The sequence below is a fragment of the Bacillus sp. ISL-77 genome (assembly GCF_018613105.1).
Map to the genome: position 1 here is coordinate 1 of NZ_JAGGQY010000026.1, position 23,204 is coordinate 23,204.

The window sequence follows — 23,204 nt, forward strand, 5'->3', positions numbered from 1 at the left end:
CACTTTTTGCAACTTATTCATCGCTTATTGAATTAAAGGGTGCTTTAGTTTAACAAAGAGTCGTAGCTGCGGCTCTTTTTCTTGTTCCACTAACGTATGCAGTTTGCTTGAATAAGAAAAAACGCTTAATGCGTATTTGACTTAAACTGTGCATTAATTAGGGTTTGTTAAATTAAAGTAAATAGCTAGTAAGTAAATAATTATATGACCCACAGCCCAAATTCTACTCAAAAACATTAAGCAACCTTTTTCACTTCTTAAGAAAATAAGTACTCCAAGAGCCATTATTACAGTGATGATATATAAAGGGCTATAAGTTAGTTGGGCCAATAAAGTAGTCGTCGGTTGTCCTTCTAAGTCAGTCATGTTGCCTCCAAATTAATAAATAATACCTATTTTATCAGAATTATCTTAATGACTAACTATGGGAAATCTTCGGAAGAACTTAATGCACAGTTCGAGGATATTGTGTACTTCTTGTTCAACTAACGGGGCAGGTTAGTGGAATAAGGTTTTTGATTTAGTTTATTAAGTGATAACAAAAAGAGACACTCCTCCAAAGAATGTCTTTTACTCATCTTTTTACATTTTGAGTGGTAATATATTTCTAAATTATGAAGTGCCATCAAGTTTAATTTAAGTTCTTATACCACTACCATACTTGTCAATGATAAAGTCGATAAAGTATCTACTTGCTATTGGCAATACCTTTTTATCCTTGTATGCCAAACTGATTGTACGAACAACAGGGGGAGAGATTGACTTCGTTTCAATATTATACGGGCATCTGCTTAAGACAAGTTTCGGTAAAATAGAAATGCCAAGTCCTTTTTCAATCATGGACATAATCGCATAATCATCATAAACTTGGAATTGTATATTAGGTTCAAATTTGTTTTGTTTAAAAATCATTAATGGTTCACTTAGTCCTCCTTCATCTAAAAGAATATAAGATTCCTTCGTTAAATCTTTCAATGAGACTATGTTGTGCGTTGATAAAGGATGTTCTTTTGGCAATACAGCTAACATTTCATCTTCTTGCAAAGGAATGGTCGTTAGCTTTGTTACAGCCTCTGGATTCACAAAGCCAAAGTCTACAGTTCCTTCTTTAATCCAATTGGAGATACTTGTATAGTCGCCTTGATGTAATTCAAAATGAACACTTGGGTACCGATCCTTAAAATCTTTCATCAATCCAGGTAGCCAATTACATGCAACACTAGAAAATGTGCCAATTCGAATCAGCCCACTTTGTAGACCTACCATCTCTTTTTTCTTCTCAAGCAGTTCTCTATGTGAATTGCAAATATTCTTAATAAATGGCAAAAATTCCTCGCCATCTGGTGTTAGGGTAATACCTGTACGAGAGCGTAGAATAAGGGTAGTAGAAAGTTCTTCCTCTAATGACTGCACCATTTGGCTAATGGCGGATTGAGTATAGCCAAGTTCTTCAGCTGCTTTGGTAAAACTCCCTGTTTCTATAGCTTTGATAAATGCATAATAAGAGTTCATCATTACTAGCTCCTTTACATTAGAATTACTTATATATCTATTATAAATATTCGTTTTACTAATACAAATACAGATGATACCATAAATTCAATCTTAAATAAATAGATGAAAGGTTAGGGCTAACAATTATGACACAAAAACAAGCAAACTTGATTTTAGCTACTGTTTCTATGGCTTGGGGAACATCGTATATATTTATGAAACTTGGGGTTGTTACGATGTGGAATTGCATTTATCATTTTGGCAGCAATATTCCACAAGAACTGTTATCTTGGTACCAGTTTTACAAATGTTTATTACACGAAAACTACCGAGTAAAAAAATAATATATGGAATGATAATTGTCTCAGTTGGGTTAGGACTACTTACTATCAAAGATGATTTCTCTATTTCAATTGGCTCACTATACTGTCTTGTAGCTGCATTACTTTATGCAATCCATATTATCGTAACAAACCATTTTGTAAAAGAAGTAGATGCCTTGCAACTAGCTATCTTTCAACTAGGATTTGCTGCTCTGTATGCAACGATAGGAACGTTTATCTTAGAAACACCAGTTTTACCACATGGCATGATTGATTGGATTGCTATACTTGGTCTTGCGTTCATTTGCTCTGCATATGGTTTTGTTATGCAGCCAATTGCTCAGAAGTACACCACACCTGAAAGCGTAGGTTTTCTTTTTTCACTAGAACCTGTTTTTACAGCAATATTTGCGTTTATCTTTATACATGAAATTATAATGTTCCAAGAATATTTGGGTGCTTTGTTCATTTTAGTTGGTGTATTCGTAGCAAATTCCACATCTAAAAACAAAAGAAAATATTCTATAAATTCAAAACCTAAGCCTAACCCTAACCCTAACCCTCAGTAGCCTACTTTTAATTGGTCGACTAGTGATAAGAGGTAATTACTGATTAAATATTGGAAATATATTTCCAAATATATAGAAATATAGCAAAGGGGAGACAAATTTGGTGTTAAAAGTAGGAGATGTAATTACGTTTGAACGGACTTTTACAGTAAGGGATGTTGAATTATTTACAGAGATTTCAGGTGATGAAGGGATTCATCATATAACTCAAGATGAACAAGGAAGACTTGTCATTCAAGGGTTATTAACGGCAACTCTACCAACAAAAGTAGGTGGAGATAACAACGTACTGGCTCGCACTATGAATTTTGAGTTTTTAAGACCTGTGTTTACAGGAGATACAATAATTTGTGTAGTGAAAATTGAAAAATACGAAAGGCAAGAAAATAATAGAACAGCTATCATTGCATCCTTTTTATGTAAAAATCAGAATGAAAAAGAAGTATTAAAAGGGAATTTTTCAGGTGTAATACTTTAAAATCTTTATAATTTCTTCAACTAACGGAGGCTAGAGTTAAACAAGTTAAGGCTACATCGGCAGCCTTTTCCTCTTCAACATACGGGGCATAGTTAGTGGAATAAGAAACGATAAAATGAACTTAGTAGGATTTATTGTTTACATTCATAAAGGCAGTGTCTCATTGTAAGGATCATTATTTTATTGAAATTGATGAACAAGTTTGAGTATAGAGATATTGTTCAAAAATGAAACATTTTGCTTGAAGTAATAAAGGTTAAAAGAGAAAATGGCAAAATCAGCTTATTAGATTTGCTAATAAGAGGGGTTTTATGGAGAAAATTTATAAAGAGCTTCAGAAATTAGGATTTTCGCAATATGAGCTCCAAGTATATACAGAAATTTTAAAGGACTTTCCTATATCTGGATATGAGATAAGTAAAAGGTCAGGCGTACCTAGGTCAATGATATATGAAGTAGTGGCAAAATTATTAAAAAAAGGAGCCGTTTATACAGCGTCTCTTGTACCTTTGACTTATGTACCTTTACCAGCAAAAGAATTAATCAATCGACTACGTAATAACTTCGAATAATTTTTTAAAAACCATTATTAAAGAAAGAGGTTCTGGTGCAAAGACCTCGAACATCTTGCAATTTTTTTACTACAGAAGAAAGATTGTGAAATATTGTACTTAAACTATCGGGTGCTTGAGTTCAGGAAGGATTGCTGCGGCAATCCTTTTTTGTTGTTGTGCTAACGGGGGAGTTTAGTTGAATCAGAAAACATCTTAGGGAACACTATAATGAGGTGTTGAACTAATGAAAAGATACGTTATTTTTATAATGGCATTACTTCTTGTAATTGCCCCTAATAAAGCAGGGGCAACGATTAAAGGATATGATATGGTTGCAAAGTCAAGTAAGGATAATATAACTATGTATGCCAAGAAAATCGATGGTTTATATTATGACTTCAAAATTGACTTTAAGGGAAGTATTGCCTCAAGACCTTTTTGGTTAAGCGTTGCTAGTAACCCTTCTTATGCCCCACAAATTATATATGAGGACATAAACAGAGATGGAAATAAGGAGTTAATCATAATATTGAACAAAGGTTATGGTACTGGTGTTTTATTAGAAGAAGTTTATGTTTTTGAAACAGATTATAATCGATTTGGCGAGGTGCTTGTTGATAACCCTCTTGCAGTAGTATTGAAAAATGCGAAAACTAGGTTAACACCAACTGAAGCGAAAATAAGTATTGGAGACAAGCATTATGTTGTAGATATAAGTCCAGTAGGTATCAAGCCTGAGAATGTATTTAAAGATATATTTTTTGGAGGCATTATTAAATATGAAGTAGAAAACAATCACCTTATCGCTAGGTTAGCTGCTCAAGTTTCTCCAGCACACTCTATTGGTGAAGTTATTATTACTTATGTATATCGTGACAAAATGTATCAAGCAAAATCAGTGGATTTTCAGCCCTACAAATAAAGTTTGTGAATAATTGTACTTAAGCTAACGGGTGCGATTGTTTAATAATTAAAGAAAAAGTTTTAGAAGGCTTTAAGCGATATTTCGGAGAAAATTCGGATTTTCATATTATGTTTAGAAAAGCCTATTTAAAGGGATTGGAATAGGAAGGCTTATGAGGGAATCAAAGAGATTGACGGAACTGTCCAAATTACCAGATTCAAAAACAGAAAAATTTTATGATTGTTTCACTCTTATTTCCTCACAAATCTAATAACACGATTAATTATTTTCCAATAAAAAGCACCTGATAAATGTAACCGCTTCCATTAATATGGATAGTAAGAAATAGGAGAGGGGATACAAACAATGGAACTTTTATTAGAACAATGTGAACATAACCAGTCGGAAGAACCTTGTGAAGAGTGTACCCCAAAAAAAGAAAGAGAAGAGAATTACGATATCTCTGAATATGATTATCATAAAAGATTGTGGTTTTAATATAAAGAGAGCTTCCTTTAGAAGTTGTTTTATAAAGGGTAGTTGTTGACGGAAAAAATGACATAGATATAAGAGATGTGTTGATTTTCTTCTTCAGCTAACGGGTGCTTTACCAAAAAGATGGGCAAAAAAAGGTGTTACCTTATCTGGCAGCACCCATTTTTATAATTAAAAGTCAGTTTATATTTATGGAAGTAAATTTAGTTAAATTATAACATTAAACAAATAAGGGCTAGGCAATCTGAGAACTACACCTTGTACCAACTTGTTCTGATTGTAATAAATCATTTAAGGCTTGCTGATTAATCACTTCATTAAAATCAGAAGGTTGGTCTAAGGAAATTCCTCTCCGATTAGCAACAGAAATAATTATACCTATTTCATAATACATATTTTTCGTAAGAATACCTTTTTCAATATTATTAATAATTTCATAGTAAAAACGAATTAATAACTCATCAGGTAACTTTTCATAGAAATCCATTTTTTATTCACCTCAAACTCCAACGATTGTAAGCCTTTTCAATAATTATACCATTAATCGTATAATTATTGATGTTAAAGTTGTGTAAAAAATTAAAAACATTATGATTTGTTATAGTAAAATACGGAATGTTTGATAATCGACTTCACCCTAAAACCTAACTATCCACCTTCTTCAACTAACGGGTGCAATAGTGAAATTAAAGGAGGACTTATGAAAATAGAAGAAAAAGATGACAAAGTAATAATTGATGACTTTGAAATTGATGGTCATATTGATGAAGACCGTTGTTGTTCTAATTGTAAATTTAATTTAGTTTACTATGAAGATTTTGATGCTTATTTTTGTCCTAAATGTAATTACTGGACTGAATCTAAATGTAGTGACACTTACTGTAATTACTGTCCTAAACGCCCTGAAAGTCCATTGCCAAATAAATAGTGTTCTTCAACTAACGTAAGCAGGTTAGCTTTAGGAGGATTTGTAATTGAAAAAATCGAATATAACAGGTGAGAAGAATTGGTTCAAGGGGAGATAAGCAATGAATAATAAAAACAATTGGTTTTATATTTCGCTAACTGTCATTTCGATTATTGTATTAATTTTAGAAAAGGCTGGACCGTTTGCTGATAAATTACGCTTTGTGGGATTTGCTCTCTTCACGATATTCTGTGTTGCCATGATTATTGAAAATAAAGACTCAAAGGGGAAAAGAATTGGGGCTATATTATATTTCCTTCTTGGCTTAGTCGTTCTCTTAAATTAAGCCAATTTTGTCATCCTTCTCTTATGTATGTGAAGAAATGTACTTAAACTAACTGGGTGCTAGAGTTAAACAAAGGGTTGTTGGTGCAACTCTTTTTCTTATTGTATTAACGACGCAGGTTTGTGAAATAACCTGTTATATTAATATATTTCATTGTTATATTAGTTTCTTTTATATTCTGCTGCCATTGAATAGAAAAATAAAATGTTAAAATAGAAATAATCTTTTATTATGAATAAAGAAATAAGGAGGTAGAGATGTTTTGATTCATTTTAAAAAATGTGGTTTAGAGGATATTGAAACACTTAAGGGGATTTCTGTAAAAACGTTTGCGGATACATATGGTGAAGATAATACAGAGAAAGATATATCTTTATATATTCGAAATTCATTATCAGATGAAGCATTAACGGAACAGTTAACTAATTCTGATTCTCTTTTCTATCTTATGTTTGATGATGAAAAGCTAGTTGGTTATCTTAAATTAAATACTGAAAAAGCTCAAAGTAAGATTTATGACAAGGACAGTGTAGAGATTGAAAGAATTTATGTATTAGATGAATTTCAACAACGAGGATTCGGTCAACAAATGCTTGATAAAGCTATTGAAATAGCAAAACAATTAGATAAAGGGTCACTTTGGCTTGCGGTATGGGAAAAAAATAATGGTGCAATTTCTTTTTATCGAAAAAACCACTTTAAACAAGTGGAAACAATTACCTTTGTTTTAGGGGAGACCCTGTTTACTGGATTGGTTATGAAAAGGTTTTTAATAAGTAATTAAAAAAATATTGCAGAAATGATGATTTTAGAGGATATCGTGAAGTAATTCACTTAAACTAACGGGTGCAATAGTTATAGATGAAGGTCGCGGCGGCGGTCTTTTTTCTTGTTGAACTAACGAAGCAGGATAGTTGTGCGAAATGTTTCTAGCTTAAATGGAGGATGGTCACATTTCTCTGGTAAAGGCTAGACAGTTCCTATCGGAACTGAAGGATTATATCGAAGAATCAAATGATGGGGTAACGCCCTGAAGGGTTCTCTCTTAGTCGAATAGCACTGGAATTAGTAAGAATGATAGTGTTATAAGCTCGGCAAAAAGGCGTGAGAAATTACCGTAGCAGTTCGGCTGCCGAAAGCCTACTCGATGGAGTGGTGTAATTCATGATGCTTGAGTTGAATGAATATGGTGAGAATGCAAATAAAGTCTAAAAGTAAAAGGCTAAGCTGACGAACTTCTGAATGTACGGGTCTAAACCTGCAATACATAGAAATGTGTATGTCACCAAATTGTGAGGTTAGATGTGGGTGAGTAAAAATAACTAATATGAAAATCCATGATACGTTACAGGCGTATGAATGCTAACAGGCTTACAGGAAGCACCTAAGTTCATTCTATAATAGATATAATTCAACATTGTAAGCTGATAACGTGGAGGGCTTACTCCCAGAGAAACGTTGGAGTTCACAACATCATCCGTGTCTCAATTCTTCCGTTTCAATAAGTCGGTGCCTCCCGTAGGAGGTGAACCTCTATTAGTCTCACAAGAACCTTATTAACCGATAAAGATTTGCCTTGCATGATTAGTGAGAGTAGCGGCTGTATAACTTATCTTTATATCAGTGAAAGTGGTGGAACAGTACCAATGAAGTTCTAATCAACATGGAGGGATAGCCACTAGACCCGTATGCGGTGAAAGCTGCACGTACTGGTGTGGACGGGGGGAAAAGGGAGCGATAACTTCAAACCCCTACCTATCTGTATGAAGAAGGATATTTTCTGTTTTAAGCGAATTAGAATTACAAACAAACCTTACGCGAATACAGGTATTGAAATAACAGGAACATAGGAGGAGGAGGTATGAGATATGAAGATCAATAGAATAGATCATGTGAGTATAAACGTAAATGATCTTTCAGAGGCTAAAGCGTTTTTTCTTGATTTAGGACTTGAAGTGCAAGCGGAATGGGAATTGGATGGAGAACAGTTGGATAGAATAGTTGGGCTTAATGATGTTAAAACGGCCTGTGTAGGATTGGGGATGCCAGATGGTCAGGCATGGATAGAGCTAGTCAAATTTTATACGCCGTCAGATGAAAAAGATATTCAGCAGCCTTTTGCAAATACGCTGGGTATCCGACATATTTGCTTTGCTGTTGAAGATATTGAAGCTATTGTTGCAAAATTGAAAAAGAAGGGCACGGAAATCTTTAGTGAGATACAGCAATATGAAGAAAGTTATAAGTTATGCTACGTTCGTGGTCCAGAGGGAATTATTTTAGAGTTGGCGGAGCAAATCAGATAAATATTAAAGACTTCTTCTTAAACTATCGGGTGCTTTAGCGAAAGATCAGAGCTGCCAATTGTGGCAGCTTTTCTTATTGTGCTAACGGGGCAGGTTAGCTCAAGAAGGATAGTAGTTGAGGTGTGTTGAATTATAGGAAAATAAGTGTTTTCAGGAAGAGGTGAGAATGTTGGACGTTGGAGAAAAGCAATTTGCCGAAAGGGCTCTTCAACATTTATTTATTGGTAGTCAATTAGATGGAGTAAAATTCGGTGTTGGAGCAGGAGCAATTTTTATTCGATTTATGCATTAAACAACTAATCAAGAACCAGATGACCTTTGGATTAACATCGAGTCAAAATGGACAGTTTTACCCAATGGAATGAAAAATTATCCTAGTTCAGAGGATGAAATGGAGGAATTAACTGAGGAATAGGAATACAATTTAGTTTTCAAATTACGCAGGGACAAAGTTGTTGACATTAAATTAGGTAACTCTGTCCCGCACCTTTTTATCGTTTTCCAATGTGGATTAACGATGTTTGTAAACGGTCACCACAATTTTTATGAATGTTGGCAAGTTGGAGATGGTGCTGGATATACAGGAGAAGAATGGCTGATAGTTGCTACTCCAGGGGACCATATTGCTACGTGGGTACCTGACGATTTTAAGTGAAGTAATTAAAAGATGGCGGAACGGCGACTAACGGGTTCTCTTTTGGGGTGCAAAAATCAATTTCACAATACATTTTTAACGTGAATTCACACACGAATTCACGTTTTTTCTTTCCTTGAAATTACTACACTCTTTGATATTTTTATTAAAATTCAAGTAGGATTTCGCACACCAATTCTCGAATATGGAAATAATTATTGTACAGTGTGAATTTTACTGTGAATTATCATGTGATTTTTACTGTGAATTATGAAGGAGGAACAGATATGGAGTTTTTTAAACCCAAGAAAACCCAAAGTAGTGGAAATTCGCAGAAGAAACTATTTGGAAGTTTTGTAGAACAAGTTGTAAATATAACATTTTAAAGTAAGAGCATTTCTTTGTAATGAGAAATGCTTTTTATTTTTGTCATAATTAAAAGGATATTTTAATAATGATAATAATATAATAAAAAACAATACTAATTTATTGTTAAACGATAAATAATATGCTAAAATCAGTTGTCATTAAATAAGTGAGGTGTATTAAATGAATGTTAAACGAGGCTCAACCACTTTCTTAAAGGTAATTATTTTTCTGGCTGGAATTGCAGTGCTTGCTTTATGTATTTGTTTGCCTGAAATAGCCATTAAAGACGCAAAGGTACATCCAGATACGGCTTATTTCCTAATCCCCTTTTTAGTATGTGCATATGGATTCTGTATTACGTTTTCTGTTGCGTTGTATCAAGCATTTAAACTATTAACCTATATCGAAAAAAACAATGCTTTCTCTGAATTATCCCTTAATTCTTTGAAGGTTATAAAAAAATGTGTTTTTACAGTCATTTTCTTCATTGTGTTAGGGATAGTAATCTTAAAGGTGCTTTCTAAAGTTACAGGTGACGACGCAGCAGGTCCAATATCACTAAGTCTAATGGGCATTTTGGCAACAAGCATCATCGCAGCCATTGTGGACGTACTTCAAAAACCAATTAAAAATTTCCTAGAAAAAAATGAAATAAAAATGTGAGGTGTTTATTTTGAGAGAAGTCACAACATTGTTTTTAAAAATAGCTGTTTTTAGTATAGGACTACTGGTTCTTGCTTTATGTATATTTTTAGTGCCCCCTATGGCGAATTTCGCAGCAAGAATGTATCCAACTATTGCCCCGATGAAATATCTCGTTTTCATCGTGATGTATGGAGCGGCTGTACCTTTTTACGTTGCTCTCTATCAGGCTTTCAATCTTTTACGGTACATTGACGAGAACACAGCGTTCTCGGAATTATCTGTAAAGGCGTTAAAGAACATAAAGTGCTGTGCGTTTACAATCAGTGGTTTGTATGTATTAGGTCTGCCACTCTTTCGTTTTATAGCGAAGAAAGTTGACCCTCCTATTGGATTATTAGGACTCATCATCATTTTTGCTTCGTTGGTTATCGCCGTTTTTGCTGCTATCCTCCAACGGCTTCTACAAGAAGCGATTAACATTAAATCAGAAAATGATTTGACGGTCTGAGGTGGAGGATATGGCAATGATTATTAATATTGATGTGATGTTAGCAAAACGAAAAATGAGCGTAACGGAGCTTTCGGAAAGGGTTGGAATTACTATGGCTAATCTTTCCATTCTGAAAAATGGGAAAGCAAAGGCGGTTCGTTTTTCAACATTAGAAGCGATATGTAAGACTTTGGATTGTCAGCCAGGTGATATTTTGGAGTACAAAAGCGACGAAGACACTCAATAAAAACAGACAACAAATTTATTTAACGGAAGTCGTTAGAGAATTTAAGGGATAGCCATTAAGCTATCCCTTCTTTGCGTTTATTGATGTTATTTACTCAGAGAATTCCATTGAGAATTGCATTGATATTAGTGACAAAATATATGATGTGATTTGCTATGTTTGCACCTCAAAACGGAACCCGTTAAACGGCGACGTATCCCCTTTTCTTCTTCAACTAAAGGGCAGAATACTTTAAAAAGAGGTTTATAATATAGGGGTTTATCTTTTAAAGAAGGAATATAAATTCATATTAATCTTTATTTTCAGTAAATTTAGTATTGACAACTCGAGTTTATCGATATATTATCGTATTTAATTAAATAATAAGCAAAGATTGGAAATAGTAAAAGGATTTATAAACTTGTTAGAGAGCCGATGGTTGGTGAGAATCGGTAGTTATAGCCTTTGAACTCATCCAAGAGCTACTCCCTGAACTTAATCAGTAGGGGATGTCGGTTTTCTACCGTTATGTAGATAGGTGGTGATTGCCACTGAAAATGAGTGGGTTAATATTATTATGATTAATCAATTAGAGTGGTACCGCGAGCAATGCCTCGTCTCTATATTTTTATAGAGACGGGGCTTTTTTTATTTTAAATAAACTAACAATTACAAATGAAAAGGTGGGAGTCGGATGAAAAATATCGATAAATATTCTAGAGGTTACTTTATGCCCACAGTGCAATGCTTGAAATGGACAGAGAAGGAGTATATTACAGAAGCTCCTACCTGGTGTAGTGTTGATCTACGTGATGGGAATCAGGCTTTGGTCGTCCCGATGAGTCTAGAGGAAAAGTTAGAATATTTTCAGTTGCTTTTACAAGTAGGTTTCAAGGAAATTGAAGTAGGTTTTCCAGCTGCCTCGGAAACCGAATTTGCTTTTTTACGTACATTAATTGAAGAAAATTTGATTCCGGATGATGTGAAAATTCAAGTTTTAACACAGTCAAGAGAACATATTATCAAAAAAACATTTGAAGCGTTACAGGGTGCGAATAAAGCAGTGGTGCACTTGTACAATTCCACATCTATGGCACAGCGTGAGCAAGTATTTAGAAAATCTAAGAAAGAAATTATTAATATTGCTGTAACTGGAGCAAAAATACTAAAGAAATATGCTGCTGAAACCGAAGGGAATTTCCAATTTCAGTATTCTCCTGAAAGCTTCACGGGTACAGAAGTGGAGTTTGCGCTTGAAATTTGCAACAAGGTACTTGATATTTGGCAGCCGACAGCTGATAACAATGTAATTATCAACCTACCAGTTACGGTATCAATGTCCATGCCTCACGTTTACGCAAGTCAAATTGAGTATATGAGTGACAATCTGAGCTACCGAGATAATGTAATCCTATCACTTCATCCACACAATGACAGAGGAACTGGGGTAGCAGATGCAGAGCTAGGAATGCTTGCCGGAGCGCAAAGAGTCGAAGGAACATTGTTCGGAAATGGAGAAAGAACAGGGAACGTGGACATCGTAACGCTTGCATTAAACATGTATTCCCACGGGGTAGATCCCAAGCTGAATTTTGAAGATATCCCTACTATTATTTCCAAATATGAAAAATTAACAAGAATGAAGGTTCACGAAAGACACCCATATGGCGGTGAACTTGTCTTTACTGCATTTTCAGGTTCCCATCAAGATGCCATTGCCAAAGGTATGAAATGGCGAGAGGAAGAAGAACGTAAGTATTGGACTGTACCTTATCTATTAATTGATCCGATGGATATTGGAAGAGAATATGAAGGAGATATCATCCGAATTAACAGTCAATCCGGTAAGGGAGGAATCGGTTATATCCTTCAGCGAAAGTATGGAATTGATCTACCTACCGAAATGCGTGAGAGCTTTGGATATAGTGTGAAAAATGTTTCAGATCATAAGCACAAGGAACTTATGCCCAATGAAATCTATGACATTTTCATCAATGAATATGTAAATATTAACACCCCTATCGAATTAATCAGTTATAAATACACTCAAAATGGATATTACGAAACGATTGTATCGATCCGGATGAATAATGAAGAACATAAATTTACTGGTGTGGGAAATGGAAGACTTGATGCTGTCAGCAACGCTCTTCAAACCCAACTGGGTATGGATTATACAGATTTGGTCTATAAGCAGCATGCGCTGGAAATAGGTTCAGGATCAAACGCTGTATCTTATGTAGGAATTACCGCAAAGAATGGTGCTGTATATTGGGGCTGCGGAATTGATACTGATATTATGACCTCCTCAGTAAAAGCTCTGTTTAGTGCAGTTAACAACATGGTATCCAGCTTACAACTTCCTGTTGAAAAAGAATTTATCCATTCAAAAAATAAGTAGAAAAATATTAACGGGTTCCGTTACCTATTGCAAACAAAAAAAAATGTAAGGTGAAATGTCTATCAAATTATATTATGAGGCATTTTTTGTTGCTATATAGCGATTTCTATGTAATTTCTACTGAAAAATGTTGGAAAATGTATATAAAATTGTATTAGTAAACTGGCTGGTGTACAACTACAAATTAGCCTACATTTTAAAATAAATACAAGATTGTGAAATCTTGTACTTAAACTATAGGGTGCTTTAGTTGAACAAGACATTACTGTAAGCGTCAAGTACATTTGAACAATTTTGCTCATTAATTTTGAACACTTTGTTCTTTAAAAATTGTTTCGCGATGTTTCATCCTATAACTTGAATCATTAAAATGAACAATTTCTGCCCGATGAATGAGACGGTCTAAAATAGCTGTCGCCACACCTACGTCACCTAGGAGCTCAGTCCACTCTTTTGGAGAACGATTGGACGTTAAGATAATCGATGAGTTGTTGTACAAGTCATTAATCAATTGGAAAAATAAATTAGCTTCCCTTGGATCCATAGCTGCGTACATCAAATCATCAATAATAACTAAATGTGATTCTTTTATTCTCTTAATCCTAGTTTGGGACTTCCTGGTGATGTCCATGGTTTTCAAGGTATGAACCAAGTCTCCCATTGATATAAATGAAACCTTGTAACCTCGTTTAATGGCTTCTAATCCTAATCCAACCGCCATATGAGTTTTCCCCACACCTGGAGGTCCTAATAGAATAAGATTAAATAACTGCTCAATCCATGCTAATTCTTTTAATTGATTAAACTGTTTTAAGCTTAACGATTCTTGTTCATCTAAATTAAATTCCTCCAGCGGAGTGACACATGGGAACGCTGCGAGTTTCAACCGTTTTTCCACGTTTTTTTCGTCTCTCATTTTCCGTTCGTAATTAACTACACTATTCAAGAAAGCAATATAACTAAGCTGCTCCTTTTCAGCTGCTTCCAACAGAGAAGGGAGCTCTTTTGAGCTCTCCACTAACCTTAGTGAGATAAGGGAGTCTTGTAGATATTTTATTTGTTTCATTTTTCACTCTCCATGATAGTGAAATAATCTTCCAGGGGACGCTGCTTCGCCTCAGTATTTACGAGTGTTAACTCAGAGATGTCGTTATAATCTGTTTCAATGTGTTGATCGCTGACGTTTGCACTGTTCACTTGGCGTTGTCGCTTAAAGAGGGATACCACATCCTGAAAGTCATTTGCACTAAAGAGCTGTCTCTCCATACAGATTGCTAGGGCATCATCTATTACTTCTAAAGACCCAAGTTCGATACACTTTTTTATTAAGCTTAGCTGGTCTCGCAGATAGCGTGGATACCTATTTCGTAATTCATTTAGGTATGCCCTTGCTTGTGCTTTATGTGTAAAATGTTCACTAATAATTTCGATAAGCTCTTTTATCCCTTTGGAAGTATCCCGTTGATGGGATCTATTTTGAATGAGTTTCCCTTTATCAGGGCTAATGATATGTGTAGCCAATATTTCCCCTGACTCTTGGACGTAGATTACTAACTTATTATCTTCAGTCTCATGAATAAGGACTTCTGGATACTTTTGATATGTTCCTAACGGAACAGAGTATCTGTTCGAAAGGTACATGATTGTATTGTCCTTTCTTACACTTCTTGTTATACTATTTGTGTGAATATGGTTTAGTAAGTTGACCTGTCGCATGTGTTGCTTTTCGACGAGAAACACATCGGCGGGTCTTCTTTTTGTTCCATTGTGGATTTTGCCATTACCTGTTCTTTTTAACCATTTATGAGACTGCTCGTTCCAAGAATCAATGTTATGAAATACTCTATTATTAATGAAGTTATTCTTGATGAACTTGACCGCATTTTCTACTTTACCCTTACTTTCTGGATCAGCCTTTCTGCAAAGTTTCACTTCAAATTTGATTTCATTTACAAACTGTTGAAACTCTTCTGTAAGTAAAATATCCCCTTTGTTCTCAGACACTACTATTAGTCGATCCTGATCATACAAAATTTCTTTTGAAACACCCCAAATTCCTTAAATGCATTTCTATGAGCTGAAATAACATCTTTCGTCGTGAAAGGGTGATTTTGAAATTCAATGTATTTATATCTAGAATGGGCTAACACAAATACGATAAACATTAGTTTAACTGGTTTACTATATTGGTTCTTTACCGTTTTGAAACCAAAGTCTACTTGAATTTGTTCACCCATTGGGGGATCAGGAACTGCTTGATAATCCCTAGAGCCAGATTCCTTTGGAATTTGATATTCATCACGGAGGTACGCGACATAGCTTCTAACTGTACTTTCCCCGATCTTGAAATCAGGATATTTTTCTTTAAGCCAGTCTTGAACTTGGGCTGCAGTTATATCTGGATATTCTCTTAACCAATACAGGATTAATTCTTTATGAATGTCTAACTTCTTACTTCTAGTCATTGTAGATGCTGTCCACTCCGCCATTTCCTCTGGTGACTTACGAATATACTTGTAAACAGTATTTCTCGATATATCTAATGTCCTAGCAATTGAAGAGATACTATATTTCTGATTGAGCATTCCTCTAATTTCAACATACATTTCAAACTTATCCACCTTTGTAAATCCTCCGCCTAATCATAGAAGTATAAAAATCTATCATAAAATGGAGAATCATTTTAGTAAATAAGTGTTCAAAATTATTTGTCGTAAACTGTTCACTTTAGTCTAGCAGTTACAATTACTCAAGGCCAATCTAAAATTGGTCTTTTTTCTTTGATGAATTATCAACAATAAATTAACAGAGCCCTTTTGAAAAAACTGTTTCATTTAGGTACACCCGAATGAGACCTCCGACAGCTCACGGCAGAAATATATTTATAGTGTCTCAATTAAATGCCTCAAAACCGGGATAATATTCTAGTAATTTTTATATAAAAGGGCAAATGACAAATGAAAAAGGGGGACGCCAGGGTTTCAACTACTGAGTAAAAATATAATATAAAAACATAATTTGTAATAAAATCAAAACATATATCATCATATACATTAATATATAATTTATTATTAAAATCATCTCTAATTTTATTGTTTACTACAACAGATAAGTGGTTAATAGTTCTTTCTTGAGAAGGGATCTTAAAAAAACATAAATTCCGATTGTTATGTAAAAAAGTACTGGCCCTTTAATAACTTTACAAGATGATTACGAATCATAATGAAAGAAGAATAGGTAAATAGAAAAACTCTAACCAAATCGCGGTTAGAGTTTTTGTCTATATAGCATTCAGCCAGGATTTTTGCCGATTTCAAATACTGTAATTATTCCAAAATTCGCCAACCTGAAGGTGACGAGAGCTAATAAAGGTTGGTAGCTATTAAAAGTAAAACGAATAGAAATAGACAGAAGTAAGAAAAAAGGTTGTTAAAAAGTAATACCGAAACAATATGACTAAAGTCTGCTAAAGCTAACAACTATTGTTGGGCGTTTTTACCATATTTAATGCTAATGACTCATTATTAATATAGTTTTAAGATAGTAATATCTGAATATATCGAAAATAGTATATTTTTGTTAAAATATAAATAGAACAAATATTCGCACTATATAACAATATCATATAAGGGAGTTGAGAGAAAAAATACATATGTATGAGATTGATTCAAACAAATACCACGTGAGTTGTTTGCAATATCATATTGCATTTTTTACAAATAATTACATAGTGCTAGAGAAAGAGGAAATAGACTTTATAAAGTCCTATTTTAGAAACGTCTCCACTCGTCATGAATTTAAAATCGTGGGAATGGAGATCCATGGGTACAGCGTTAGACTAGTTATCAATTGCAAAACGACTCATTACATACCCAATCTCATGAAAGCTCTAAAAGGTGGAACAGCAAGGTTTTTATATAAGGAGTTTCCGGAAACAAAAATAAAAAAGGGTGGTAGTCTGTGGGATCAAAGATATTTTATCTCAACTGACAATCGGCTGCTAGATAACTTGGTACAGGACTACAAGAATTAAAAAAGCCTTTCTTAATAAGGAAGAATCCAATATAAGTCGGGGTTAAACTTCAATAAGAACAGTATTGAATCATAACTTTATGAAGTTATCCTTTTTCAAACATGACCAATTTTTATAGACCCTTTATAGCATCAGTTTTGACCAGAAAGGGGATTATCTTTTGAGAAACGATTCTATCGAAAGATCCGTTAATGATTCAATGGTCACTATCGCCGATTACATTTTGCAAATGATCGAACAGACTAAAAGGCAGCAAGAATTAGATATAAAAAAGCTCCTAGTTGACGATGAGCTTTCATTATCGAATGAAGAGAGGGGAGAAGTCGAGTACGAAATTTATTACGCTTTAATAAAAGAACGACAGCCAGATCTTTTTGAATTAAATGGAGACTGTATAGATATCTTTTCATGGGGTCAGGATAAAAGATTATTTCAAATATTTCAAAATAATGGTCAATTTTATGGTGTTTATAAACAGGAGTTCAAAGAAGCTCACAAAGTTACTGAAGTCTTTCATTCTAAAGAGGAAGTACTTCTGAACACGTTCGGAACCTCCAAATTTGAAAGATTCAGAGGGCATGTACTTTTTCTTTCGAAAGACGGAAAAGCATTCTCTCTCCAGAATAGTCAGCAATTTCGACTGAATTTAATGAAACCTTTTAAAGCCCAAGCATTCTATGAAAATATTGAACAAGCACGATCCTTTATTGTAAAAGACGAACTAAAGAAGGAACCGAAAATTAGAATACAAGCCCTTCGTAGAACGTTAGAGGAATATTATATTCCTTCGGACTTTGTAGGAAAGACTATCACATTAAACAGTATATCTAAAGATAATGAAGGGGTAAGGATCTCTTTTGAAGAGAATGAAATAGAACAAAACATCAGGATACCTAATCTGGATGAAAAATGGTTGGGAAAAATAAGGGACAATCCAAGAATGAATGTAGCCTTTGATGAACTTATCATGGATAGTTGTTCTATTGGAGAAGGTTTTCTTGCCTTTTACGATCTTGAGATAAAGAAAGAGCTTCAAATAAGGCAACAAGATTTTGAGGTGGTCTCAGATGAAGAGGGTTCGTACATTGGGAAGTTAAGTGCGACAGGTGGGGTAAAAAAAATATCACCATACTTCTCTGAAAAGGAGGCCAATGAACAATTAGAAAAGTTGAATCATTATATTCAATTGGAAAAACAGAAAGATAGATACAAGGAAAAAGAAGTGGAACCAAGCATCGAATTCATGGAACTTAGTGAGAAAGACTAAAAGGAGGCAGAGGAAAGTGAAAACGCTCAAAAAGTTACAACCCATACTCTTGTTTACAGCCATAGTGTTATGTCTTTATGCGATTCCAGAGCATGCATTTGCAGCTGGCGAGATTGAGGCAAAAGTGAAGGAAGGCCTTAAACAAATTCAATCATTCTTAACAGGAATTGTCGTGATAGTAGGAATCTGTGTAGGTGTCTGGATCATCATTAAAAAATTACCAGGCGTAGACGATCCTCATACGAAAAATGAAATGTTCCGAGGGGTAGGAATGGCACTTGCAGGTGTTGGGCTAGCATCTGCTCTTGTATGGATAGTTCCTTGGGTATATGGGTTATTCGCTTAAATAGAGGGGATTATTATGACTTCAAAAGAAGAAGTGAGAGCAGTTCTAAAAGAATTATTAGGACAAGAAGATTATCGAAAGGGGAAAACATTTGTTTTCCCTGATAATGTAGATCGATCTTATAACATTGTGAAAGGCTTATCGATATCAAATTTTTTAAAATTTATATTGCCGGCAATTTGTTTGGCAGCAGTCATCCTGCTTATCCCACCACACTCATTAGGATTTATGATGGTCAAAATGTTCTTTGTCGCATTGGTGCTATTAGTCTCTTTTATTTTTGCAGTTTTACGTCCCATTACATCTCGATCAAATATAACCTACAGTAACTATTTGAAACTAATTTTTAATTACAACAGTAGACAGAAGTTGTTCTTTATGAAACCAAATAAAAGGGATGAATTTCATGGCTAACAACAAAATGAAAATAGATAGAACACAGTTTGACTTTGAAGTGGAAACCCTTGTAAATAAGGGAAAAAAAACGATTCAAGATCTAAGCGTGATAGAAGGTATATATAAGGATTATGTGCTTTTGAAAAATGGGTACTTAGTTTCCATTTTTCAAGTAAGTGGTATCAATATGGATTTATTAGCTGAGTATGAACAGAATCGATTATTTGAAGACTATGGATCCTTTTTAATGAGCCAAGTCCACGATCAGATACAAACCATCTCTATGACTGTACCTGTGGATTTGAGATCGTACAATTTAGGTTGGAAAAAACGATATCTTCAAGAACTTGAAAATAAGGACAGTGCTAGAAATGAATATAAGCGAAAATTAATTGCTTCATATATAGATCACTTCCAAGGTATCAGGGTTAAAGAGGAAATGTCCACAAAACAACACTTTATTGTTATGAGGGAGAAAATGAGTAAACGAACTTTTCAGGATTTAGAACGTGCGGAGAGTATTTTAACAAAAAAGGTGGAGGAAATATCAAACTCTTTACAATCTACTTTTGAGACTTACGATGTATCAATTAGAAAATTATCAGAGAAAGATACGTTAATACTGCTTTACCGTTACTTTGATTTTGAGATGTCGAAACTTTACGTTTAGCCACTCTGGAAGGAGAAAATCATGCCATTTTCTATAGCAACACTTTTTCCATCACGAAATCGTAAAAATAAACAAGAAGAACAGATGCAACAATTTCCAGACCTCCTACAAGGAGTGTTAGAGACCGAGGAACTTAATTCCATCTATCCGTTTGTTTGGAAGGAAAATAAGAGTTTCATAGAAAGTGGAGGGAACTTCATTAAAGTGCTGGCTGTTGTTTCTTATCCCAAAGAGCAAAAAGGAAACTGGCTATCAGACTTGAAACGCTTGAAGGGTAACATTTCTTTTGTCCAATATTTAGAGCCTGCTAACTCTGAAGGGATGATTAGTTATTACAATGACTCTATTAAAAATAAGGAGGCTGAACTCTTAAAAACAAGAGATCCAGCTACGCGTATCAGGGTACAATCAGAACTTGATAGTGCCAGATACCAACTCAATCAGGTGTTAACAAACCGTTCCAGCTTTATGTACCTTTACACGTACATTTTCATACAAGCAATATCCCTAGAAGATTTGAAGACTTTAGAGGACAATGTTCAGAGGATTTGTACAAAATTAAGAATGAAAGCTTTAAACCCTCATTATGCTGCACCAATGGCTTTCTGGTCCGCTTTACCCTTAGGAGATAATCAATTAAAAGATTATACCTATCAGATGTGCAACAGTGAAACTGCCTCTTCTTTTTTTCCATTTGATGATTCCGAAATTTGCTACCTTTCCCCAATGGCTCAGGTGGAAGGGATTAATAAGACAACCAATTCCTTAGTAGCGATTGATTATTTAGATACGCAGCGTACATTAAACCAAAACATGGTCGTTATCGGAACTTCCGGTGTTGGTAAATCGACATTTATGGTTCAGAAGATTCTTCGCTGCTACGCAATGGGAATAAAAGTATATATCATTGATCCGGAAAGTGAGTACTCCCATATCGTGAAAAGCCTAGGTGGAGAAGTAGTCCACCTAAGCAGTAATAGTAGGACAAAGATCAATCCCTTGGAGATATTTTCAACAGAAATTACAGACACCGAAGATTTTAACACGGATGCAGAATTCGTTAGAGACCTTGTTAAACAGAAGGTTCAACGCCTTAAGGCGTTTTTTAAAGTATTAAAAGCCGATTTAACACAGGTTGAGTCTAGTATTTTAGACAAAACACTAACCCATCTTTATAATCGCTTTTCAATCAATGAAGAGATTGATTTTAAAAATCTGAAAGCCACTGACTATCCCATTCTTCAAGATTTTTACAATGATTTAGGGGAACTAAAGGAAAATGATATCGAACGGTATGAAAAAATCCAAGATTTTTATTTTATATTAGAAAGTTATGTTCATGGCTCAAACTCATTATTTAATGGTCACACGAACGTGAATATCAATAATTCCTTATTTTCCTTTAATTTAAAATCACTTCAAAATGAAGTAGATGTACAGGCGGCCTGTTACTTTAACATTTTCGGCTTTCTCTGGGACGAAGTAACAAAAACAAAAGATGAGTTAATTTATTTATTTATTGATGAGTTTCACTTCTTATCCAAAAATCCTGAATCTATGAGGTTTTTCTATCAAGCCTATAAACGATTTAGGAAATACAATGCTGGAGCGATCGCAGGTACACAACAAATTATCGATGTTCTCGATACCACTGATAACCTGGGGGCTGCCATGATTGAAAACAGTCATACAAAAGTATTTTTTGGTCTAGACAATAAAGGGGTAGACGATGTAGTGAAAAAGATTAATCTATCCTTTTCTGATGAAGAGATTTCCTTATTACGTGCAAAACGACAAGGAGAAGCGTTAATTACATATGGATCTCAACGTGCTTTTATCAGAGTGGAGCTTACACAAGAAGAACTTCGTCTTTGGAATAAAAAACGATATTTTGAAAAGTATGGGTTGGATCCTGACGAAATCCCAGACTATGAAGCTAGGAACGAAATGACTCCAATTGAAAAAGAGGAAGTCCGAAATTTTGTTCTGTAAAGGAAGGAAATTATGGTGAAAATCCAATTATTCGAATTCGGAACGTTATTTATTCATCAAAATAACCACTATCGTTTGGAAATACCTGAAAACAAGGTGTTGGCTGAACGAATTGAAGATTTAAAAGATCTTCAAGAAGATTCACCTGATTTCTTTTCTCTAAGTGATATAAAAAAAGGAAAACATCGATTTATTCTCAACTATGTGATGGAGGAAGATTACCAACCACTTATTAAAGCAAAAGAATATTCTCGTGTACTGCGTCTGGCCTTAATAAAAGAGTTGTTGGAGATGGATCCGTTAAATAAAGTAAAAGAGATAGTATTGATGCATCCCAGAAATATTTTCTTTAGAGATATGAAAACACTAAAGTTTCTATATAGAAGCAATCAATGGTTACCCTATGATAACCATATAGAAAAGCTGGAACAGTATAAAATTTTAATTATCTCTATGTTTTCACGTTTCACCTATGAAAAATATAAACGAGAAAAAGGTAATCTCTTAAAGAAGGAAAAAGATGAATTTCTATTTAGAATTGACAATGCTGAATCTGTTGAGGATTTGAAAGAATTGATTTCCAAGAGACTACAGAAGGAAGAGACCAAACATTTCATCGGATTGGAAACGGAACAACAAAAAATGAAGAAGCAAAGGAGGATCTTGGCAGGTATATCGATTGGGATTTGTACGGCTGCCGTTGTTTTAGCACTATTTCTTAACCAATCAGCAATAAATAGAATTCAATCGATCCATACGGTTGAACTTAAAAAATCAGAACAAGAATCAAAGTTTTATAAAATGCTCAGTGAGGAAAAATTCGATGAAGCCATTTCCTTTTTGAAAAAAAATAATGGCAGTAATAAAGAGATTGCCATTGTGTACCTTAAAAAGGGTGAGTATCAAAAGGCGATTGATTCCGATAAACGTTTAATTAAACCCACTGTGGAGGCCTTATATAAAGTGAATAATAAGGATGAAATACTTGGGTTAAAAGCTGAAAGTGATTATTTGGAGATCGAAAAGAAAATACTAACTTATGATTACAGCACTTTGTTTTCAATGCAAGCATTTGCAAAAGATAAAGACCAACTGCTTCGTATAGGCAAAGCATTTACAGAACATGGAGATCTTGAAGATGCTAGAAGTTTAAATGAAAGGCTGAAAAGCAAAGAGTTAGAGAGTGCTATAAGAAAAAAAGAATTGAAAAATCAAGTTGCTACCTTAGAACAACAAATAAAAGAGATTAACGAAAACGTAAAACCAGAGGACAAACAAAAAGAGCTTGATCCCATAAATAAGGAACTTGAAAACGCGAAAGCTGAGATAGAGAAAATCAATAAAGAATTGTGGTGAAAA

At 34.3% G+C, this 23,204-nt stretch carries 27 protein-coding genes, 1 pseudogene and 1 other annotated feature; of the genes and pseudogenes, 22 read left to right on the forward strand and 6 right to left on the reverse strand.

The window, feature by feature from the left end; translation table 11 throughout:
- Positions 1-153: 153 nt before the first annotated feature.
- Both J7E77_RS10230 and J7E77_RS10235 read right to left on the reverse strand, forming a co-directional pair.
- Positions 154-366: a hypothetical protein gene (locus tag J7E77_RS10230; protein ID WP_214713978.1), complete on the reverse strand. Its 213-nt coding sequence runs from the start codon at positions 364-366 to the stop codon at positions 154-156.
- Between the two features lie 270 nt (positions 367-636).
- The gene (locus J7E77_RS10235) at positions 637-1,515 is read right to left on the reverse strand and encodes a LysR family transcriptional regulator (protein WP_251028035.1); all 879 of its coding nucleotides are present in this window, start codon (positions 1,513-1,515) and stop codon (positions 637-639) included.
- A 217-nt stretch (positions 1,516-1,732) separates the two neighbouring features.
- Here J7E77_RS10235 and J7E77_RS10240 point away from each other — a divergent pair, with 217 nt between their 5' ends.
- The 5 genes and pseudogenes from J7E77_RS10240 (at position 1,733) to J7E77_RS31160 (ending at position 4,820) form a co-directional block, all read left to right on the forward strand.
- Positions 1,733-2,386, forward strand: a complete 654-nt coding sequence (locus J7E77_RS10240) for a DMT family transporter (RefSeq protein ID WP_308160508.1) — start codon at positions 1,733-1,735, stop codon at positions 2,384-2,386.
- 100 nt (positions 2,387-2,486) lie between these two features.
- Complete coding sequence (locus J7E77_RS10245; protein ID WP_214713980.1) at positions 2,487-2,864, forward strand: hotdog family protein; 378 nt, start codon at positions 2,487-2,489, stop codon at positions 2,862-2,864.
- Between the two features lie 311 nt (positions 2,865-3,175).
- Positions 3,176-3,433, forward strand: a pseudogene (locus J7E77_RS10250) (TrmB family transcriptional regulator); the annotation flags it as partial.
- Positions 3,434-3,662: 229 nt separating this feature from the next.
- Entirely contained in the window at positions 3,663-4,340 is a 678-nt protein-coding gene (locus J7E77_RS10255; RefSeq protein ID WP_214713984.1) for a hypothetical protein, read from the forward strand.
- Positions 4,341-4,688: 348 nt separating this feature from the next.
- Positions 4,689-4,820, forward strand: a complete 132-nt coding sequence (locus J7E77_RS31160; RefSeq protein WP_256942356.1) for a hypothetical protein — start codon at positions 4,689-4,691, stop codon at positions 4,818-4,820.
- 232 nt (positions 4,821-5,052) lie between these two features.
- Here the strand turns inward: J7E77_RS31160 and J7E77_RS10260 are convergent, their stop codons facing one another.
- Positions 5,053-5,304, reverse strand: a complete 252-nt coding sequence (locus tag J7E77_RS10260; protein WP_214714106.1) for a hypothetical protein — start codon at positions 5,302-5,304, stop codon at positions 5,053-5,055.
- A 213-nt stretch (positions 5,305-5,517) separates the two neighbouring features.
- On the opposite strand from J7E77_RS10260, the gene J7E77_RS10265 reads away from it, so the two are divergent.
- The 10 genes from J7E77_RS10265 (at position 5,518) to J7E77_RS10305 (ending at position 13,141) form a co-directional block, all read left to right on the forward strand.
- Positions 5,518-5,745 (forward strand): hypothetical protein, encoded by a 228-nt coding sequence (locus J7E77_RS10265; RefSeq protein WP_214713986.1) that lies wholly within the window; start codon positions 5,518-5,520, stop codon positions 5,743-5,745.
- Positions 5,746-5,845: 100 nt separating this feature from the next.
- A complete protein-coding gene (locus tag J7E77_RS10270) occupies positions 5,846-6,070 on the forward strand; it encodes a hypothetical protein (protein WP_214713988.1) in 225 nt (74 codons plus the stop codon).
- Between the two features lie 262 nt (positions 6,071-6,332).
- On the forward strand, positions 6,333-6,854 hold the full coding sequence (locus tag J7E77_RS10275; RefSeq protein ID WP_214713990.1) for a GNAT family N-acetyltransferase: 522 nt from the start codon (positions 6,333-6,335) through the stop codon (positions 6,852-6,854).
- Positions 6,855-7,938: 1,084 nt separating this feature from the next.
- Positions 7,939-8,376: a VOC family protein gene (locus J7E77_RS10280; protein WP_214713992.1), complete on the forward strand. Its 438-nt coding sequence runs from the start codon at positions 7,939-7,941 to the stop codon at positions 8,374-8,376.
- Positions 8,377-8,542: 166 nt separating this feature from the next.
- Positions 8,543-8,668, forward strand: a complete 126-nt coding sequence (locus tag J7E77_RS31415; RefSeq protein WP_308160512.1) for a hypothetical protein — start codon at positions 8,543-8,545, stop codon at positions 8,666-8,668.
- A 225-nt stretch (positions 8,669-8,893) separates the two neighbouring features.
- Complete coding sequence (locus J7E77_RS31420) at positions 8,894-9,031, forward strand: hypothetical protein (protein WP_308160513.1); 138 nt, start codon at positions 8,894-8,896, stop codon at positions 9,029-9,031.
- 528 nt (positions 9,032-9,559) lie between these two features.
- Positions 9,560-10,042 (forward strand): DUF2975 domain-containing protein, encoded by a 483-nt coding sequence (locus J7E77_RS10290; RefSeq protein WP_214713993.1) that lies wholly within the window; start codon positions 9,560-9,562, stop codon positions 10,040-10,042.
- Between the two features lie 10 nt (positions 10,043-10,052).
- Positions 10,053-10,532, forward strand: coding sequence for a DUF2975 domain-containing protein (locus J7E77_RS10295; protein WP_214713995.1), 480 nt, complete (start codon positions 10,053-10,055; stop codon positions 10,530-10,532).
- A 10-nt stretch (positions 10,533-10,542) separates the two neighbouring features.
- Entirely contained in the window at positions 10,543-10,761 is a 219-nt protein-coding gene (locus J7E77_RS10300; RefSeq protein ID WP_214713997.1) for a helix-turn-helix domain-containing protein, read from the forward strand.
- Between the two features lie 360 nt (positions 10,762-11,121).
- Positions 11,122-11,365, forward strand: a binding site (T-box leader).
- A gap of 69 nt (positions 11,366-11,434) precedes the next feature.
- Positions 11,435-13,141: a 2-isopropylmalate synthase gene (locus tag J7E77_RS10305; RefSeq protein WP_214713999.1), complete on the forward strand. Its 1,707-nt coding sequence runs from the start codon at positions 11,435-11,437 to the stop codon at positions 13,139-13,141.
- A 301-nt stretch (positions 13,142-13,442) separates the two neighbouring features.
- On the opposite strand, the gene istB is transcribed toward J7E77_RS10305, so the two are convergent.
- From istB to J7E77_RS30555, 3 genes are read right to left on the reverse strand one after another with little or no spacing between them, the layout of a single operon-like run.
- Positions 13,443-14,207 (reverse strand): IS21-like element helper ATPase IstB, encoded by a 765-nt coding sequence (gene istB / locus J7E77_RS10310; RefSeq protein WP_214714001.1) that lies wholly within the window; start codon positions 14,205-14,207, stop codon positions 13,443-13,445.
- Positions 14,204-15,145 carry a hypothetical protein gene (locus J7E77_RS30550; RefSeq protein ID WP_251028036.1) on the reverse strand — a complete coding sequence of 314 codons (942 nt, stop codon included), beginning with the start codon at positions 15,143-15,145 and terminating at the stop codon, positions 14,204-14,206. Before J7E77_RS30550 ends, istB begins: the two co-directional genes overlap by 4 nt.
- A 5-nt stretch (positions 15,146-15,150) precedes the next feature.
- On the reverse strand, positions 15,151-15,762 hold the full coding sequence (locus tag J7E77_RS30555; RefSeq protein ID WP_308160514.1) for a helix-turn-helix domain-containing protein: 612 nt from the start codon (positions 15,760-15,762) through the stop codon (positions 15,151-15,153).
- Positions 15,763-16,793: 1,031 nt separating this feature from the next.
- On the opposite strand from J7E77_RS30555, the gene tnpA reads away from it, so the two are divergent.
- From tnpA to J7E77_RS10350, 7 genes are all read left to right on the forward strand, one after another.
- Positions 16,794-17,174 carry an IS200/IS605 family transposase gene (gene tnpA / locus J7E77_RS31720; RefSeq protein WP_214714003.1) on the forward strand — a complete coding sequence of 127 codons (381 nt, stop codon included), beginning with the start codon at positions 16,794-16,796 and terminating at the stop codon, positions 17,172-17,174.
- Between the two features lie 223 nt (positions 17,175-17,397).
- Positions 17,398-18,441, forward strand: coding sequence for a hypothetical protein (locus tag J7E77_RS10325; protein ID WP_214714005.1), 1,044 nt, complete (start codon positions 17,398-17,400; stop codon positions 18,439-18,441).
- A gap of 16 nt (positions 18,442-18,457) precedes the next feature.
- The gene (locus J7E77_RS10330) at positions 18,458-18,787 is read left to right on the forward strand and encodes a CagC family type IV secretion system protein (RefSeq protein ID WP_308160517.1); all 330 of its coding nucleotides are present in this window, start codon (positions 18,458-18,460) and stop codon (positions 18,785-18,787) included.
- A gap of 15 nt (positions 18,788-18,802) precedes the next feature.
- Positions 18,803-19,201: a hypothetical protein gene (locus tag J7E77_RS10335; protein WP_214714007.1), complete on the forward strand. Its 399-nt coding sequence runs from the start codon at positions 18,803-18,805 to the stop codon at positions 19,199-19,201.
- Positions 19,194-19,853 carry a TrsD/TraD family conjugative transfer protein gene (trsD, locus tag J7E77_RS10340; RefSeq protein WP_214714009.1) on the forward strand — a complete coding sequence of 220 codons (660 nt, stop codon included), beginning with the start codon at positions 19,194-19,196 and terminating at the stop codon, positions 19,851-19,853. The genes J7E77_RS10335 and trsD overlap by 8 nt, the downstream gene beginning before the upstream one ends.
- 21 nt (positions 19,854-19,874) lie before the next feature.
- Positions 19,875-21,845, forward strand: a complete 1,971-nt coding sequence (locus J7E77_RS10345) for a VirB4 family type IV secretion system protein (RefSeq protein WP_214714011.1) — start codon at positions 19,875-19,877, stop codon at positions 21,843-21,845.
- A 12-nt stretch (positions 21,846-21,857) separates the two neighbouring features.
- A complete protein-coding gene (locus tag J7E77_RS10350; RefSeq protein WP_214714014.1) occupies positions 21,858-23,201 on the forward strand; it encodes a type VII secretion protein EssB/YukC in 1,344 nt (447 codons plus the stop codon).
- The last annotated feature ends 3 nt before the right edge of the window (positions 23,202-23,204 follow it).

Excerpts from the sequence above, each read along its gene's own strand:
- J7E77_RS10270 (WP_214713988.1), top strand. The coding sequence starts at position 5,846 with ATGAATAATAAAAACAATTGGTTTTATATTTCGCTAACTGTCATTTCG.
- tnpA (WP_214714003.1), top strand. The coding sequence starts at position 16,794 with ATGTATGAGATTGATTCAAACAAATACCACGTGAGTTGTTTGCAATAT.
- J7E77_RS10260 (WP_214714106.1), bottom strand. The coding sequence starts at position 5,304 with ATGGATTTCTATGAAAAGTTACCTGATGAGTTATTAATTCGTTTTTAC.
- J7E77_RS10280 (WP_214713992.1), top strand. The coding sequence starts at position 7,939 with ATGAAGATCAATAGAATAGATCATGTGAGTATAAACGTAAATGATCTT.
- J7E77_RS10350 (WP_214714014.1), top strand. The coding sequence starts at position 21,858 with ATGGTGAAAATCCAATTATTCGAATTCGGAACGTTATTTATTCATCAA.
- J7E77_RS10235 (WP_251028035.1), bottom strand. The coding sequence starts at position 1,515 with ATGATGAACTCTTATTATGCATTTATCAAAGCTATAGAAACAGGGAGT.
- J7E77_RS10305 (WP_214713999.1), top strand. The coding sequence starts at position 11,435 with ATGAAAAATATCGATAAATATTCTAGAGGTTACTTTATGCCCACAGTG.
- trsD (WP_214714009.1), top strand. The coding sequence starts at position 19,194 with ATGGCTAACAACAAAATGAAAATAGATAGAACACAGTTTGACTTTGAA.
- J7E77_RS10300 (WP_214713997.1), top strand. The coding sequence starts at position 10,543 with ATGGCAATGATTATTAATATTGATGTGATGTTAGCAAAACGAAAAATG.
- J7E77_RS31420 (WP_308160513.1), top strand. The coding sequence starts at position 8,894 with ATGTTTGTAAACGGTCACCACAATTTTTATGAATGTTGGCAAGTTGGA.
- J7E77_RS31415 (WP_308160512.1), top strand. The coding sequence starts at position 8,543 with ATGTTGGACGTTGGAGAAAAGCAATTTGCCGAAAGGGCTCTTCAACAT.
- J7E77_RS10230 (WP_214713978.1), bottom strand. The coding sequence starts at position 366 with ATGACTGACTTAGAAGGACAACCGACGACTACTTTATTGGCCCAACTA.
- J7E77_RS31160 (WP_256942356.1), top strand. The coding sequence starts at position 4,689 with ATGGAACTTTTATTAGAACAATGTGAACATAACCAGTCGGAAGAACCT.
- J7E77_RS10255 (WP_214713984.1), top strand. The coding sequence starts at position 3,663 with ATGAAAAGATACGTTATTTTTATAATGGCATTACTTCTTGTAATTGCC.
- J7E77_RS10345 (WP_214714011.1), top strand. The coding sequence starts at position 19,875 with ATGCCATTTTCTATAGCAACACTTTTTCCATCACGAAATCGTAAAAAT.
- J7E77_RS10265 (WP_214713986.1), top strand. The coding sequence starts at position 5,518 with ATGAAAATAGAAGAAAAAGATGACAAAGTAATAATTGATGACTTTGAA.
- J7E77_RS10335 (WP_214714007.1), top strand. The coding sequence starts at position 18,803 with ATGACTTCAAAAGAAGAAGTGAGAGCAGTTCTAAAAGAATTATTAGGA.
- J7E77_RS10290 (WP_214713993.1), top strand. The coding sequence starts at position 9,560 with ATGAATGTTAAACGAGGCTCAACCACTTTCTTAAAGGTAATTATTTTT.
- istB (WP_214714001.1), bottom strand. The coding sequence starts at position 14,207 with ATGAAACAAATAAAATATCTACAAGACTCCCTTATCTCACTAAGGTTA.